The organism is Mycobacterium sp. NPDC003449 (assembly GCF_053588415.1).
Genome location: NZ_JBSFPX010000008.1, coordinates 73590 through 87622 on the forward strand (window position 1 = coordinate 73590; position 14033 = coordinate 87622).

At 66.3% G+C, this 14033-nt stretch carries 15 protein-coding genes and 1 pseudogene; 11 read left to right on the forward strand and 5 right to left on the reverse strand.

Going from position 1 to position 14033, the window contains the following annotated elements; translation table 11 throughout:
- Positions 1 to 14 precede the first annotated feature (14 nt).
- From ACWDTP_RS04505 to ACWDTP_RS04515, 3 genes are all read right to left on the reverse strand, one after another.
- On the reverse strand, positions 15 to 1523 hold the full coding sequence (locus ACWDTP_RS04505) for a carboxyl transferase domain-containing protein (RefSeq protein WP_450016990.1): 1509 nt from the start codon (positions 1521 to 1523) through the stop codon (positions 15 to 17).
- Positions 1520 to 2776, reverse strand: coding sequence for a CaiB/BaiF CoA transferase family protein (locus ACWDTP_RS04510; protein ID WP_450016992.1), 1257 nt, complete (start codon positions 2774 to 2776; stop codon positions 1520 to 1522). The genes ACWDTP_RS04505 and ACWDTP_RS04510 overlap by 4 nt, the downstream gene beginning before the upstream one ends.
- Before the next feature lie 180 nt (positions 2777 to 2956).
- Positions 2957 to 4327, reverse strand: coding sequence for an SLC13 family permease (locus ACWDTP_RS04515; RefSeq protein WP_450016994.1), 1371 nt, complete (start codon positions 4325 to 4327; stop codon positions 2957 to 2959).
- Between the two features lie 173 nt (positions 4328 to 4500).
- Here ACWDTP_RS04515 and ACWDTP_RS04520 point away from each other — a divergent pair, with 173 nt between their 5' ends.
- Complete coding sequence (locus ACWDTP_RS04520) at positions 4501 to 5193, forward strand: FadR/GntR family transcriptional regulator (protein ID WP_450016996.1); 693 nt, start codon at positions 4501 to 4503, stop codon at positions 5191 to 5193.
- Positions 5194 to 5202: 9 nt separating this feature from the next.
- Positions 5203 to 5985, forward strand: a complete 783-nt coding sequence (locus ACWDTP_RS04525; protein ID WP_450016998.1) for a class I SAM-dependent methyltransferase — start codon at positions 5203 to 5205, stop codon at positions 5983 to 5985.
- A gap of 21 nt (positions 5986 to 6006) precedes the next feature.
- Here ACWDTP_RS04525 and ACWDTP_RS04530 read toward each other — a convergent pair whose 3' ends face one another.
- Positions 6007 to 7341, reverse strand: coding sequence for a macrolide-binding ATPase MABP-1 (locus tag ACWDTP_RS04530; protein WP_450017000.1), 1335 nt, complete (start codon positions 7339 to 7341; stop codon positions 6007 to 6009).
- A 42-nt stretch (positions 7342 to 7383) separates the two neighbouring features.
- A pseudogene (locus ACWDTP_RS04535) lies at positions 7384 to 7668 on the reverse strand (cyclodehydratase); the annotation flags it as partial.
- A 13-nt stretch (positions 7669 to 7681) separates the two neighbouring features.
- Here ACWDTP_RS04535 and ACWDTP_RS04540 point away from each other — a divergent pair.
- The 9 genes from ACWDTP_RS04540 to ACWDTP_RS04580 all read left to right on the forward strand — a co-directional run bounded on the left by ACWDTP_RS04540 (position 7682) and on the right by ACWDTP_RS04580 (position 13980).
- Positions 7682 to 9181, forward strand: coding sequence for a recombinase family protein (locus ACWDTP_RS04540; protein WP_450017002.1), 1500 nt, complete (start codon positions 7682 to 7684; stop codon positions 9179 to 9181).
- A complete protein-coding gene (locus tag ACWDTP_RS04545) occupies positions 9178 to 9543 on the forward strand; it encodes a hypothetical protein (RefSeq protein ID WP_450017003.1) in 366 nt (121 codons plus the stop codon). The genes ACWDTP_RS04540 and ACWDTP_RS04545 overlap by 4 nt, the downstream gene beginning before the upstream one ends.
- 98 nt (positions 9544 to 9641) lie before the next feature.
- On the forward strand, positions 9642 to 9782 hold the full coding sequence (locus ACWDTP_RS04550) for a hypothetical protein (RefSeq protein WP_450017005.1): 141 nt from the start codon (positions 9642 to 9644) through the stop codon (positions 9780 to 9782).
- Positions 9783 to 10083: 301 nt separating this feature from the next.
- Positions 10084 to 10308, forward strand: a complete 225-nt coding sequence (locus tag ACWDTP_RS04555) for a hypothetical protein (RefSeq protein WP_450017007.1) — start codon at positions 10084 to 10086, stop codon at positions 10306 to 10308.
- Between the two features lie 98 nt (positions 10309 to 10406).
- The gene (locus ACWDTP_RS04560) at positions 10407 to 11186 is read left to right on the forward strand and encodes a hypothetical protein (RefSeq protein ID WP_450017009.1); all 780 of its coding nucleotides are present in this window, start codon (positions 10407 to 10409) and stop codon (positions 11184 to 11186) included.
- A 104-nt stretch (positions 11187 to 11290) separates the two neighbouring features.
- Positions 11291 to 12250, forward strand: coding sequence for an AAA family ATPase (locus tag ACWDTP_RS04565; RefSeq protein WP_450017011.1), 960 nt, complete (start codon positions 11291 to 11293; stop codon positions 12248 to 12250).
- A 748-nt stretch (positions 12251 to 12998) separates the two neighbouring features.
- On the forward strand, positions 12999 to 13202 hold the full coding sequence (locus ACWDTP_RS04570) for a hypothetical protein (protein WP_450017013.1): 204 nt from the start codon (positions 12999 to 13001) through the stop codon (positions 13200 to 13202).
- A 112-nt stretch (positions 13203 to 13314) separates the two neighbouring features.
- Positions 13315 to 13590: a hypothetical protein gene (locus ACWDTP_RS04575; protein WP_450017015.1), complete on the forward strand. Its 276-nt coding sequence runs from the start codon at positions 13315 to 13317 to the stop codon at positions 13588 to 13590.
- 213 nt (positions 13591 to 13803) lie between these two features.
- Positions 13804 to 13980, forward strand: a complete 177-nt coding sequence (locus tag ACWDTP_RS04580; protein ID WP_450017016.1) for a hypothetical protein — start codon at positions 13804 to 13806, stop codon at positions 13978 to 13980.
- Positions 13981 to 14033 lie beyond the last annotated feature (53 nt).

Genomic DNA, 14033 nt, shown 5'->3' on the forward strand with positions numbered 1-14033 from the left:
CCGGATTGCCCCGGTCATCCGGTCGGTGCCAGGACGGTGGCTGGTTGACCGATCCGGTCGAACCGCAGCACCCGCTCGGCGAGTCGGCGGGCGGTGTCGGTGTCGGCCAACGCCGCCAGTTCCGCGCCGATCAGGGCGGCGGCCCGCGGGCAGAATTGTTCGGATTCGGCCGCGGCGTCCGGGTATTCGGGGATGATGCGGTCGACGACGCCGTGCGCCAGCAGGTCCGCCGAGCGTACTCCCTGTTTGGCCGCCATGGCCTTGGCCTGGCTGGTGTCGTGGTGCAGGATCGCGCTGGCGCCCTCCGGGGGAAGCGGGGAGAGCCATCCGTTGGCGGCGGCGAGGATGCGGTCGGCGGGCACCAGTGCCAGCGCTCCGCCCCCCGCGCCCTGCCCGAGAAGCACTGAGACGGTGGGTACTTCGAGTGCGACCAGCTCGGCGATGCAGCGGGCGATCTCACCGGCCAACCCGCCCTCCTCGGCTTCGGGTGACAGCGCCGCACCCGCGGTATCGATCACGGTGACCAGGGGCAGGTTCAGCTCGGCGGCCAGCCGGATCCCGCGGCGGGCCTGTCTGAGCGCGCCGGGACCCAGCGGCGCATCGGGGGCCGGGCGGTTGCGGTCCTGCCCGAGCAGTACGCACGGCCTATCACCGAACCGGGTCAGCGCCAGCAGCACCGACGGGTCGTTCTCGCCCTGCCCGGTTCCGTTGAGCGCCAACACATCCGTGGCATAGTGCAGCAGGTCGCGCACGCCGGGGCGCTCCGGGCGCCGCGATGCGGTCACCGAGTGCCATGCCTCGGCGTCGGGCGTTGGCGCGGTAGCGGGCCGAGGAGCCGAGGTGGCGCCTGAGCCGGGCGCGATGATGGTCAGCGCGCGGTCCACCAGCTCGCCGAGCCCGTCGAGCGGGGTGACCGCGTCGACGAGCCCGCGGGCGTGGAGATTCTCGGCGGTCTGCACACCGGGAGGAAAAGGCTTGCCGTGCAGTGCCTCGTACACCCGAGGGCCGAGGAAACCGATCAGGGCCCCCGGCTCGGCCAGGGTCACCTGTCCCAGTGAGCCCCACGACGCGAATACCCCACCGGTCGTGGGGTTGCGCAGATAGACCAGGTAAGGGAGATGGGCGGCCTTGTGGGCGACGACGGCCGCGGTGATCCTGACCATCTGCAGGAACGCGGTGGTGCCCTCCTGCATCCGGGTGCCCCCCGACGTCGGCAGTGCCAGCAGCGGCAGCCGCTGGGCGGTGGCCCGCCGGATCGCCGCGGTCAGCCGGTCGCTCGCCGCGACGCCGATCGATCCGCCGAGAAACCCGAAGTCGCACAGCAACATTGCGACGCGGCGCCCGCCGACGGTGGCGGTTCCGGTGACCACGGCCTCATCGAGCCCGGTCCTGGCCCTGGCGGCGGCCAGATCGCGGGTGTACTGCGGGTCGGCCACCGGCCGGGTCAAGGGCAGATCCCAGGATTGCCAGGTCGCGGGGTCGGCGAGCTGTGCGATGACGTCGTAGGCGCCGAACCGGGTCATCGCAGGCCCGCCCGCAGGGCCGTCGCGATCAGGTCGTTGTCCGCGCCGAGCACCGGCGGCGGGAGATGGTGGGTGCGGGTGACTTCGGTGCCGCCGGCCTCGAAGAAACGCAGCGGCGGGCCGGGCAGCGTGATGGTTCCCAGCGTGGCGTGCTCGACGTCGATCAGCAGTCCCTGCGAGCGGGTCTGGTCCCATTCGTAGACTTCGGCAACCGAGCGCACCCGTCCGGCGGGGATGCCGATCCGGTCGAGTTCGACGAGTAGATCGGCGGTGGTGTACTTGCCGAACACATCCTCGATCAGTTCCATCACCTGCTTGCGGTTCTCCACCCGCTCCGGATTGGTGGCCATCCCGGCGGCCGCGGCGTCGAGCCGGAAGCCGCTGCAGAAGCGGCGCCACAGGCCCTCGCTGCCGACCGAGATCTGCACCGCTCCGTCGGCGGTGTGGAACAGCCCGTACGGGCAGATCGAGGGGTGATGGTTGCCCTGGGCGGTCCCGACCTCGCCGGCCACCGTCCAGCGGGTGCCCTGAAAGGCGTGGACGCCGACGACGCCGGCGAGCAGTGAGGTGCGGACCACCCGGCCCTTTCCGGTGTGCTCGCGCTCCCGCAGGGCGGCGAGGACGCCGAAGGCGCCGTACATGCCCGCGAGAAGGTCGGCGATCGGCACGCCGACCCTTTGGACGTCGTCGGGACCGGAACCGGTCAACGACATCAGGCCCGCCTCGCCCTGCGCGATCTGGTCGTATCCGGCCCGGCCGCCCTCGGGGCCGTCGTGCCCGAATCCGCTGATGGACAACACGACCAGGCGCGGATTGAGTTCTGCGAGACGCTCGGTGGAGAAGCCGAGACGGTCCAGCACGCCGGTGCGGAAATTCTCCATCAGCACGTCGGCGGTCGCGATCAGGGCCCGCAGCGCCGTTTTCCCGGCGTCGGATTTGAGGTCGAGGGTGACCGATTTCTTGTTCCGGTTGGCCGACAGGAAATAGGTCGATTCCCGGTCGTCCTCCCGCGGGCCGCCCTGATCGGGCCGCGGCGCCGGCTCCACGAACGGCGGGCCCCATCCGCGGGTGTCGTCACCGCCGGCGGGGCTCTCGATCTTGATGACGTCGGCGCCGAGGTCGCCGAGCATCATCGCGGCGTGCGGCCCGGCCAGTGCGCGGGTCAGGTCGATGACCCGGAGACCGTGCAGTGGGCCGGCGGACCCGTCGGGTTGCGTGGTGGGTTCCGCCGAGGAGAGAGCTGTCGATGTCATCGCATACCCCGAGACCTAGTGACTTGGTGGGCTAGTGGACTAGCCAATTCAACGATGCGTGTGACCGGCTGTCAAGCGGTGGGCGATTGTGATCCGGGTCTCAGTGACCCCGGAGTCGGCGGTGCAAGACAACGCGGGGCCGCCCATGTCCGGGCGGCCCCGCGGGAGGGGTTGGTCGGCTCAGAGCCAGCCGGGGACCACCAGCACGGCCCAGGCGATCACCGGGCCGATGACCACGACCAGGGCGCTGTACTTGAGGATCTGCTTGTAGAAGCGGTCCTTGTCGAGCCCCTTCGGCGCGTTCGCGAGCACCAGCGCGCCGTTGGTCGAGAACGGGCTCACGTCGACGATGGTCGACGAAATAGCGAGTGCCACAACGACTCCGACCGCACCGACGTCACCGGCCAGCAGGAAGGGCACGGCCAGCGGAATCGTCGCGCCGAGAATGGCCGTCGAGGAGGCGAATGCGGACACGATGGCCCCGATGTAGCAGAGGAGCAACGCGACCAGCAGCGGCATCCCCAGTCCGGCGACCGCGTTGCCGACGTAATCCACGGTCCCGGCCTCCTGCAGCACCCCGACGAAGGTCAGCACACCGCCGATGAGCAACACCGTCGACCAGCTGATCTGGGCGATCGCACCCTTCTGGGCCTGCGGCGACAGCAGGGCCAGAACCACCGCGACGGTCATCGCCACGAATCCGACGTCGAGGTCCATCACCAGTGAGAACAGCGCCAGCGCGCCGAGCCCGACGAGGGTCGCGATCTGTTCGAAGGTCACGGCCTGCTTGGTCGGTGCGGGTTCGGTGGGGGTGGGCGCCAGGGTCTTGGTGGCCGTTGTGCCCGAGCCGGTCGGCATCGGCGCACCGCCCGACGCGCCGTTCGTCGCGCCCGGCTCGGCCGCCGCGGCGTCGTCGATGCCGTCCGGATGATCGTCGACGTGCCTGCCGATCAACGACCGGCCGCCGAGGAAGGCGAACAGCGCCACCCCGATCGCCGCGTTGAACACCAGGCTGCCCAGGAACAGCGCGACCGGGCTGTCGATCAGGCCGGCGTCGGCGGTGATCGAGTTGACCGTGACGCCGTAGACGCTGATCGGGGAGAACCCGCCGGCCTGCGCGCCGTGGATCACCATCATGCCCATCAGTAGCGCGTTGATCCGGTACCGCGCGGCGAAGCCGAGCGCGATGGGCGCGATGATCGCCACGGCCGCGGGTCCGAGTGCGCCGACCGCGGTGAGCAGTCCGGTGATGCCGAACATCACCCAGGGGATGAGTGCCACCCGCCCGCGCACCAGCCGCACGGCACCGCGGATCATCAGATCGACGGTGCCGTTGTTCTGCGCTATCGCGAACAGGTAGGTGACCCCGACCAGGGTCAGGAAGAGTTCGCCGGGAAAGCCGCCGATGATGTCGTCGGTGCTCATTCCCACGAAGACGGTGCCGACGACGAATGCCGCCACAAAACCGAGCGCGCCCATGTTCACCGGTAGCACCGTGGCAGCGATGAACATCACGGCGAGCGCGATGATCGGTATGAGTTCAGTCGTCATCGAGGATCTCCGGGTCTAGTTTGCTGAGGATTAAGATTGACTCAGTGGAGCATTGGCCTAGCCAATAGTGCCGGTGATGCTTCTCACTGTCAACCTGAATTGTGACTGCTGTTACCGCGGGTGAGCACTCCTATAGCCTGGGAGGACGAGTGGATAGGAGAGTGGGTGACCCAGTGGTTGACCAACTGCGTCCGGTGACGCGTCCGCGCTTGTACGAGGTGATCGTCGAAAAGCTGTGCTCGCACATCGCCAGGAACGAGATGATGCCGGGCGACCGGCTCCCGGCCGAGCGTGAACTCGCGGCCAAGCTCGGGGTGAGCCGCGCCTCGCTGAGCCAGGCGCTGGTGGCCCTCGAGGTCCAGGGTGTGCTGTCGGTGCGCCACGGTGACGGCGCGGTGCTGGTCCGCAGGCCGGTGGAGGACCGCGCCGTCAAGGCATTGCGTGAACACGCCGATCGCCTGCCCGACATCATCGAGGCCCGCGAGGCACTGGAAGTGAAAATCGTTGCCCTGGCCGCCGAACGGCGCACCGACGAGGAGATGGCGGCGATCGACGACGCGATCTCGGCGATGGAAGCCGAAATCGATGCGGGTGACCGCGGCGTGCTCGGCGACGAGCAGTTCCACGAGGCGCTGACCGCGGCGGCGCACTCGTCGCTGCTCGCCAAGCTGATGCACGAGATCGCCGGGCTCATCCGCGAGACCCGCATCGAGTCGCTCTCGCAGCCCGAGCGGCCCCGCATCTCGCTCGAGGGGCACCGGCGGATCGCGGACGCGGTGCGCCGCCAGGATGCGACCGAGGCCTCGCGGGCGATGATCGCCCACATCCGCACGGTCTCCGACGTCGCGTTGCTACGCCAGATCTGACGCCACGGCATGTCCGACAGCCACCGGGAACGGATCCGCAAGGCGTTCACCTCGCAGGCCGCCACACTCGAGGACACCGGGCTCAACCTCGCCTTCACCTCGAGCGTGCCCTGGCTGCTGGAGTATCTGAGCCCGGGGCCCGGCGACGTCGTGATCGACGTGGCGGGCGGGACCGGCATCGTCAGCAGGGCGCTGGCCGCGCGGGTGACCCGGGCGGTGGTCGTCGACAGCACGCCCGCCATGATCGATCAGGGCCGGCGGCAGGCCGAGTCGGAACGGCTGACCAATCTGGCCTTCGTGCGTGGCGCCGTCGACGAACTTCCGTTCGCCGAGGGCACTTTCACGCTCGTGTTCGCCCGGTTCGCGCTGCACCATCTGGTCGATCCGCGACCGGCGCTGCGAGAGATGGCCAGGGTGAGCCGCACCGGCGGACGGGTGGTGGTGATGGATCTGGTGTCCTCCGGCGATCCGCGGATCGCCGCCGAACAGGACCGTATCGAACGGCTCCGCGACGATTCGCACGTCCGGATGCCCTCCCGCGGCGTCGTCGCCGACTGGTTTCGGGACTGCGGGCTGACCGTCGCGGCGGTCGCCGAGCGCGAGATCGACCGGCCGGTCGAGGCGTGGCTGCGGCAATCGGCGACCGGCGCCGAGGCGGCTGCCGCCGTACGCGAGGCGTTCGAGGCCGAGCTGGCCGGCGGCGCGCAGACCGGCATGCGACCGCACCGCGCCGAGGACGGCGCGGTGTGGTTTCACCAACGGTGGGAGATCACCTCGGCGCACAAGGCCTGAACCCGGCGCTGCCCGAGCGGGTCAGGCCGCTTCCTCGGCGAAGCCCGGAACCAGTTCGGTGGCAATCGCTTTCACCGGGACGTGCGCGTCGAGCTGACAGCACATCGCGATCGTCGAGGCGATCACGCGCAGCGGGATGGCCAGGTTCGGCGGCAGGTCGAGCTGGCGGGCCGTCCTGATCTGGGCCACCCAGTTGTCCATCTGGCCTGCCGCCATCCGCTGAATCCACCGGCGGTTGTAGTGGAAGACCTCGACCTCGATCGGCTCGACGTACTGGCGCAACATATCGTCGACTTCCTCGATCGAAACCTCCTGGCCCTTCTGGATGAAACCGGCTTCCTCCATGGTGGGCAGCAGCTCGTCGTAGTTCTTGTCCCGGGCCAGCCGGATGCACTCGCCCAGGGAGGTCGGGAACCCGTCGGGCAGCGGCGCGACCGCGCCGAAGTCGATGACGCCCATCCGCCCGTCGGCCAACAGCATGAAGTTCCCCGGATGGGCGTCGCCGTGCATCATCTGCAGCCGCTTGGGTGCGTCGAAGGTCAGTTCGGAGAGCCGGGTGCCCATCAGATCGCGCTGTTCGGGGGTGCCCTCGCGGATGATCACCGACATCGGGATGCCGTCCATCCATTCGGCGATGACGACCTTCGGTGCGCTGGCGACGATGGCCGGGACACAGAAGTGCGGATCGTCGCGGTAGGCCTTGGCGAACGCACGCTGGTTCTGCGCCTCCAGCCGGTAGTCCAACTCCATGTCGGTGCGCTCGATCAATTCGTCGACGATGCCCTGGATGTCGACGCCGGGGGCCAGCTGTTTGAACACGCCGACCAGGCGCTGGATCGTCTTGAGGTCGGCGCGCAGGGCCTCGTCGGCGCCGGGGTACTGAATTTTGACCGCCACCTCGCGGCCGTCGGACCAGACCGCCTTGTGCACCTGACCGATGCTGGCCGAGGCCACCGGGGTGTCGTCGAACGAGGTGAACCGGTCCCGCCATTTGGTGCCGAGCTGCGCGTCGAGCACCCGGTGCACCTTGGCGGCCGGCAGCGGCGGGGCCTCGCGCTGCAGCTTGGTCAATGCCTCGCGATACGGCTTGCCGTATTGCTCGGGAATCGCCGCCTCCAGCACCGAAAGCGCCTGGCCCACCTTCATCGCCCCGCCCTTGAGCTCACCGAGCACGGCGAACAGTTGCTGAGCGGCCTTGTCCATCAAATCGGCGCTGACCTCGTCTTTGGATTTTCCGGTCAGGCGTTTGCCGAAGCCCAGCGCCGCCCGGCCTGCCATCCCGCCTGCCATCCCGGCCAGCTTCGCATTCCTGGCGACGGAACCCCGCTTGATCTCAGACACGAGACCATCATCCACGACGGCGCTGAACGGCCCACATCCAAGTGGCAACATTCGTTTTCAACATGGGCAGTCGGGGTGTCGTGACCAGCGCCGGGTGAGAACCGAATGGCCGTCGGGGCCGAGTTCGAGGGTGGTGTCCAGGGCCGGGGTCTCATGGCGGGCGGCGTCGGCGTCGGCGACCGCGCGCATCACCAGATCGATCTGGCGCAGCGCGAGGGCGGCGGTGGCCAGGAGGGTGGCCCGGCCCGCGCTGCCCACGACGCCGCGTAGCTGGGCCGCCACCGCCGGCCAGGAGGCGTCGCGATCACGCCGGTGCAGGTCGGCGCAGTGCAGGCAGCTAGTGTATTCTTAACGGGTGGGTACCGCAAGCCGTGAACGCGCTGTGTTATATGCGCGAATCAGTTACGACCGATCACTAGAAGAGGTCGGCGTCACACGCCAGATGAATGACATGCGCCAGCTCGCCGAGGTTCGCGGCTTCGAGGTGGTCGCCGAGCTGCAAGACAACGATCTGTCCGCAACCAAAGGCCTGCATCGTCCTGGTTATGAGGACGTGTGGAACCTGGTGCGAGCTGGCGCTGTCGATCACCTCGTGGTGTGGCAGACCTCCCGTTTCGTCCGCAGTCGGGAGCAGCGCGCCGAAGTCATCGAGACGTTTGGGCGGCACAACGTCGACATCATCGCGGTCAAAGGGCCGAGCCTGGATCTACGGACCGCCTATGGGCGCGGCATGGCTGATTTGATGACGGCGTTCGACTCTTTGGAGGGTGAGGTCAAGGCCGAAAGAGTCTCTGCGGCCATCGGTGACCTTGCTCGACGTGGCAAGAGTTGGGGTATCTGTCCGTACGGGTGGGATCGGGTGGGCAAAGGTATCCATGCCCAGCAGGTTGAGAACCGCCATGAGGCCGATGTGGTGCGCGAACTTGTGGACCGACTACTGGCAGGCGAGTCGTTGAACGAGTTGTACCGAGACATGAACGGGCGTGGCGAGCCGTCGCCTGGACATGCCCAATGGCTGAAGCGCCCCGCCGAGACGCGCGAGCGACTGGAGGGGCGGGGCCGCAAGGCGCCCACCATCCAATGGGCTAAATCGACCGTCAGGACGTTGGTGGCGCGCGACTCGAACGCTGGCATCCGCCGCCGCGATGATGGGTCTGAGTTGGCGGGGGACTGGCCCGCGATTGTTGAACGCAGCAAGCACGACCGTCTGAAAGCCTTGCTGTCGTCGCCTGAGCGCCGCAGCCACACAGGCCCACGCCCTGGCGCCCGCAAGCACTTGCTCACCAACGGGATCGGTGCGTGTGGCGTCTGCGGTGCGGTACTGCGGGTGGCGCGCCGAAACGGCACCCGGGACGGCACGCCGATCTACACATGCGCCGGGAAGCGCGGCTGCGTCGGCCGCACCAAGGACTTGGTCGACAGGACAGTTGCCGATGCGGTCGTGAAGCGTCTCGCCCGCCCCGACGCATTGGATTGGGCGATGGGCGACGACAAGGAGGCTCGGCGCGCGGCTGAACTAGTTGATGACATACAGCGACGGCTAGATGAGGCTGCCGACCTATTCGCCGATGGCAAGATCAAAGTGCGCCAGTTGGAGCGCATCACTGCCCAGTTGACGCCCGAGCTTGAGGCTGCCCAAAGGGCCCGTGATGTTGCCGCACGCACGGTGGATATCGAGTCATTACGAGAGCTAGCACGCCCCGATGCAGCGGCACAGTGGAAGGCTCTGACGGTGTCGGCGCAACGTGCGATCCTGGAGGCACTGGGCGTGACCGTGACGATTCTGCCCCGCCAAAAGCATGGACCAGGGTTCGAGCCCGAGACGGTAGGCGTCAAGTTTGGGGGTGAAGCGTGAGCCTGTCGCAGCCGCGAGACGAACGTGAAACCTGGCTGTCGTGGTTTGAGAACTTCAAAGCGGCGGATGGGAATCGGGATGCGGGAGGCTGGACACCCACGCTCGGCTACAAGACGCTGGACGCCCTGCCGCCCCGAGTGGAGGTGGAGCGGGTGACCATCGTGGAGCGGTGCCGCAATCGTGACTGTCGCAAGATCGCAGCCCGCTTCACGGCGCCAGACGAACTGCGCGTCGGTGGCTGGCAGCGGCGCCCGTGCTGCGCCGACCCTGTTGTGGTGCTTCCTGTCGGGCGTGCGCTGGAGCGCCGTGTAGCACGCGAAAGGGAGCGCAGAATAGAGTCTGATAGGATGAAACGAGCCTAGGGTTCCTTAGGCATCATTCGGCTCACACGAAACGCGGTGCGCGCGGCACCAAAATGCGAGCGAGAGCGGTTCGCACGACTGGAAGGTCGTGCCGCCGCATGCCCGTTTTATCCGACGCCGAAATTCTGGCCCGCATCGATGAGTACACCACTCAGGTGGTCGAGGCCGCCCCGCCACTGAGCGATTCGCAGAAGGCTCGCCTTCGCGAGCTGCTGCGTCCCGTGGGCGGTGCCCGATGAGCGCCGTGCCCGAGACCGTGTCGCAGGCCCGCACCTGGCAGCGGGTTCGGGATCACTATCGCTCCACAGGATTGTGTGACCGCTGTGCCGCTCAGGCGGCGTGGGCGCATCAGGACCACGGCGACCAGTGGGTGACAATCCACCCGCCGTGCCCCCGTTGCGCGCCGATTGTGGCGACGTTCCCTGATCGGACTCCGTCCGGGTCGTGGCGGAAATGTATTAGGCCGAGCAACTGCGACTTCGCGCACCCGCTAATACCTCCGAAAGCTGTGGTTGACAGTGAAATCGGGGTGCAGGCCCTGTGACCGCGACACCAACCGAGGCTGCCGTGGCGATCATGTCGGCGCTGGAGCTACGCGACCCTGACTTGATGTGGGAGCTGTTCACGGAGAAGCACGCCGCGCTGGGCTTGGCGATGATGGCTAACCGGTTGCTGAGCTTGGTGGAGCACTACACCGATCTGGACCGCGCCGAGATCCTCCAGCGCTACGCGGCAGCACACACGGGGCGGTCGGCATGGGTGTAACTGCTCCCCCTAGCAAACCCACGAATGGTATAATTATACCTACGCGGAAATCGTCTTGGGTTGGCACTGGGAAGTATCAAGTCCACCCTGACGGCAGGGTGCGCAAGACCAGCAACCGTCGCCCCGTCAAGAACCGAGCCATCATCGAGGCTCTGGTGCCGCAGCCTAAGCACCTGTACGTGACGCTGGCGTGCTGCGGCTCGGTGGTGCGGGTGGATCACTACGACCTGGCTGCGGACCACTACGCGGCTTGCATTCAGGGCATGTTCGCCAACCAGAAGATCTCCCACACGCATCGGATCGACCGTGATCCCGAAGCGGGGCCGTACATCCGAGACACCGATGTTCGCCGGCCACGACGGTTCCCAGTGGCGATGCCTGAGCCGTTGGTGCGTATCAGATTGTCCCCAAACACGAGGGGATTAGGTTTCGCTGTCCAACCTTGGGCGGCGGCTATCAACACGCTCGCCGAGGTGGCGAGTGTCTACACCCTGTCGACGACAGCAGAGGAGGAATTGTGCAATGCCAGAAACCTGGTGAACACCCGTACATCGCATCAGCGAAGCAATGCCCGCAGTGCCGCAGGGAACGTCAGGCCCGCTGGGCCGACCGTAACCGCAAAGGCCGCAGGCTGCTCGATGAGCTTCGTGATGCTGGAGACGGAGCCGACCGAGCTGGAGCGTCGGAATAGCGTGGACGACCCATACGACACGACCATCGAGCAGCCCAGTGTTGACGATGTCCTTGAGGAAGGTCGTGACGTCGCACCCGATGACATCAGCCTGCCCGTTGATACGGGCAACTGGGGGCCAGTATGCACCGATCAACGCTGCGTGCATTGGCGCCTACAGCACCGCTACCCGTGCGAAATCAGTTAGGAGACAACCGTAGTGAGTGAGCACACGGAGGGTGAGTTGCGCGCCATCGCGGCGATGAACGAATCGGATCTTGGACGGTTCGACTACGTGGACATCGTCAACGGGTGGTGGCGGTGATGTGGTCCGCGCCTTTCCAGCCATTCGAGTATTGGGCCGACCTGGCCGAGGACGAACCCGACTTCATCATTGATGGGCTGCTGCATTCGGCGACCAACAGCGTGAGCGGCAAGCCCACGGTCGGCAAGACTCGACTCGTGGCGGCCATGGCAGCGGCGATTGCCAAGGGTGACAATGAGTTCTGCGGTTCCGAGGTGGTCGACCACGGCCCCGTGATGGTCATCTCCACCGACGCTGGCGAGACCCGACGCTGGGGTCTACGAATGCGCGAGCATGGCGTACCTGAATCGCGGGTAGGCATTGCCAAGTTCAACCCTTTGGACTGGCGGCTATACGAGGGGCAGGCCAAAGGGGCGCGGCTAATGATCCTGGACAACCTGACAGGCACGTTAGGCGCCCGCAAGATCGGCGATGATGACGCCGCCCGCGAGCTGTGCCAACCACTGGCCGAGATCGCCGAGAACGGCACCACGGTACTGATGATTGCCCACAGCGCGAAGAACTCCGAGGCGATGTCCGGCCGGTACACACCCACGGGAGTGATGGGCAGCACGGTCTATCAAGCCTGGGAGCGCCTCAACATCCACATCCACGATGTCACTGAACCGAACACGCGGGCTGTCGCTATCCGATCCAACGATCACGGGAACAGGGATCTACTGCTGCAAGCGGAGTGGGGTCGCTCATCGGCTACGTGGTCACTGTTGAATGAGAAGGCCGATACCCGACAGCGCACCGAGGAGACCTACCAGAAGCGCGCCGACCTGTTCGGGCGAGTCGTCAACGATCCCGACCTGGTGCGTATCGAATCGGCGAACAGGGTTGGCAAAGAGTTGTTCGCCAAGTATGGCGAGTGGCCGACCGAGGGCGCTGCGATCAAAGCGTTTAACCGCGCTAAAAGATCGTCGGGTGGCCAGTTCGTAGACGGCCGCTGGCAGGCCACCTAACTGAGGTGGGACACGAGACCCCCCCCTTGTAGTAACCCCCCCGTGTCCTACTTGACGGTTTCTGCCCACCAGGTAGGCCATGACAGGCATTGCTCAACACGATGCCAACCCAACCACGTCGACAACGCAACACTCCATACAGCGAAAGCGAAAACAACCACGTACCGCGCCCCTAGGGCGCGTGGAGGTGAATCCTCTTTTTGGGTGTGGAAGGTCCCGTATCGAGCGTGCCCCAGCTTCAACGTCGTCTTCTTCATTTTGATGTTGGACGTTGCCGTTACGAAGTGGCGCAGCTTGCTGCGCTTATGGCCCGCCGAGCGCGCCAGCGCTCGTAACAGTGCAGAAGTGATGCAGTGGCCCTCCAATAATTCGGGGTGTGGCCATCTCTCGTTGTCGACGGGGAGACACCCCGCACTGCGCCTGCGGCGCGCACCGTGCGGGCTAGTTCGCCTACGGCTCACCGGCGGAATGGGCGCAAGGCGCCCCAACCAACCACCACCTAGTTCAGCAACCATCTCTAAACATTCATCTCTAGTAGTGGCCGCCCATCTCGGCATGGCCAGCAATCAAGTTAGGAACAACCTTGTGATACCTACTGCTATCGCCGTGGCTCACGACGGCCACATTGAAAGCTTGCCCTTACGGGTGGACGGTACGGGCTGGCTTGCCCGACTGAACGGCGAAACCATCCACGTAACCGTCACCCGTACCAGCACGGCCGCGACACCTAGCCACGCGCGGTGGTCCGATGGATGAACCCATGTACCACGAGCGAGGCGTGTTCCCAACCCCCGATGGCGGCAACCTCGCTGTCGGTATCTCGGCGGGCGGGGATGCCCTCTATCTGCTGAAGCGCCGACCTAGCGGGCGCCGTACCCGTGTCGTCATCCCTGGCCACTTGGCCTACGAGATTGCCAACGTCCTCGTGGACGCGGCCGAATCGCTCACCTGAGAACTTCCCGCCCGCCAGCGATGAATGTCGCCAGGAGCCGGGTGCGCAACACCAGCTGCGCAGGCGCCGTAGCGGCGGGGACGGCGCCACCCAAACATCTATGGAGAACCAATTGACTATCAAGATCACCGACGGGGGTGTTCGTGTCGGCGAACGCCCCGCCATCAAGTTCAACGACACCGATGCCCGATACCTCGCGCGAGTGCTGAAGTCCATGCATGAGGCAGGCCGCGATGCCACACCATCAACCGTGATGGTGGCAGCGGGTAAGCCTGTCACTGTTGAGCCTGGCCCCGACAACACCCTGATCCTGAGTAAGGGTCGCGCCCGTGTAGTGCTATCGGGCCAAGAGTCGGGATGGATCGTGAAGGCGTTCAATGGCATCTAGACGACGTAACAGCTCGGTGCCGTGCTCGGTCGAAGGCTGCCCTGGCCGTACCCGTAATCGTTCCCGTCGATGCCGCAACCACCGACTACCCACAGTCACACGGGTGCGTCACGTCGTGGAGATAGTGCACCCAACGGGCTTCACCTTGGCCCTGTCGGAATCCGATGCCGTCAAGTTGGCGGACCTCCTTGTCGATGCCAGCGAGGTCGGGTCGTGAACACGATCAGCTCGGCATCCGACGTGATCACGATCGAGGTCATCGATGAGTACATCGTGATCAGACGAGCAATGGGTGGTCCTGATGGCCAGTGGACATGGCGGTTGGATATAGCAACCGCACAGGCCCTGTGCGATCACGTGAACGATCTGCTCGATACCTACACGGGCTGAACGGCTCTCACAGCCCCTACACGCTCATGCCCGGCCATTGGCCACCAGGGCAC